At 32.0% G+C, this 1,069-nt stretch carries 3 protein-coding genes; all 3 read right to left on the bottom strand.

The features are described from left to right. The coding region (locus tag EII41_RS13625; protein WP_148091763.1) for a hypothetical protein at positions 1–180 on the bottom strand (180 nt) is incomplete at its 3' end. Positions 181–348: 168 nt separating this feature from the next. Next, positions 349–840, bottom strand: coding sequence for a hypothetical protein (locus EII41_RS13620; protein WP_124791007.1), 492 nt, complete (start codon positions 838–840; stop codon positions 349–351). Between the two features lie 15 nt (positions 841–855). Next, on the bottom strand, positions 856–1,069 hold a 214-nt coding region (locus EII41_RS14385; protein WP_221620737.1), incomplete at its 5' end, for a hypothetical protein.

Below are 1,069 nucleotides of genomic sequence, written 5' to 3'. Positions count from 1 at the left end.
AACTTCTATATAGAGTGCATACCCCTGACAAGGGCCTGTAGGTCCCAAAACTTTTCCCTTGGCTTGATTCGGAGGCAGTGTTTCTTTTTCACATCCCACTCCTGCTATCAGCAAAAACAGGGTACCTATCCATAAAATGATATTCTTTTTCATTGTTTTATCAGTTAAATATTTATACATACTTTCCGCGTTTCGGATATTTCTTTTACGCTGCGCATTAGCTTGTCTGGTGAAATATCAGTCATTTTTTTATAGCGTTCCTTTTTTTATTCAGAATATAACAAATATTCTCTGATTATTAATTGTTTGTAATGTACTTGATAATCCTAATGTAATAAATATATATTTTTATGGCTGTTGAATTTTAAGAGATTTTAAAGAAATATCAAACGTAGAATACATTGCATCGGTTGTAAACTTTGTGTTTACAAAATCTCCAGAGAAAGATATGTATAAACCAGTTTTGGGAATATTCCATTTTTCTATATCTGCTATAGGAAAATTGCAAAAATTGCCATATTCATGCCCCTGATTATTCATACTTATTCTTTTATAAGTCAAATAATTCTTCGAAATAGAATTTGGATTATAAATTATATACTCTATCTCTTTATTTTGAGAATATCGCTTAATTATCTCACTTTCTTTTGTGTATGTTGAATTAAAAAGCAGAATATCTTCCTTTTTTATTTCTCCTTGAATAGGATAATCAACAGAGCTATTACACTTTTGATAAACTACATTTATATCAATATAGTTTATTAATCTTTCTTTCTCGCATCCCACTCCAGCTATCAGCAAAAACAGGGTACCTATCCATAAAATGATCTTCTTTTTCATGATGGATTTATTTTTTTATGGTTTGTGTGCAATGATTTTTGTTATCATATAGGTATTGGCTGGAGGTGGAATTTGATTCATTAGACATATCACCGGTTCATCCGGTTGAAAAAGCTTTCGGTTTTTCTCTTCTTCCGTCATCTCCCGATATTCGAAGTGCAACCACGTGCCCTCTTCCATAAGCTCAACAGGCAAACCTATCCGATTAAAAAGAGGCACTGAAATTGCA

This window comes from Tannerella forsythia (genome assembly GCF_003860135.1).
Taxonomy (GTDB): domain Bacteria; phylum Bacteroidota; class Bacteroidia; order Bacteroidales; family Tannerellaceae; genus Tannerella; species Tannerella forsythia_A.
Note: the sequence above shows the minus strand (reverse complement) of the source record. Positions and strands in the feature narration are given on the sequence as shown.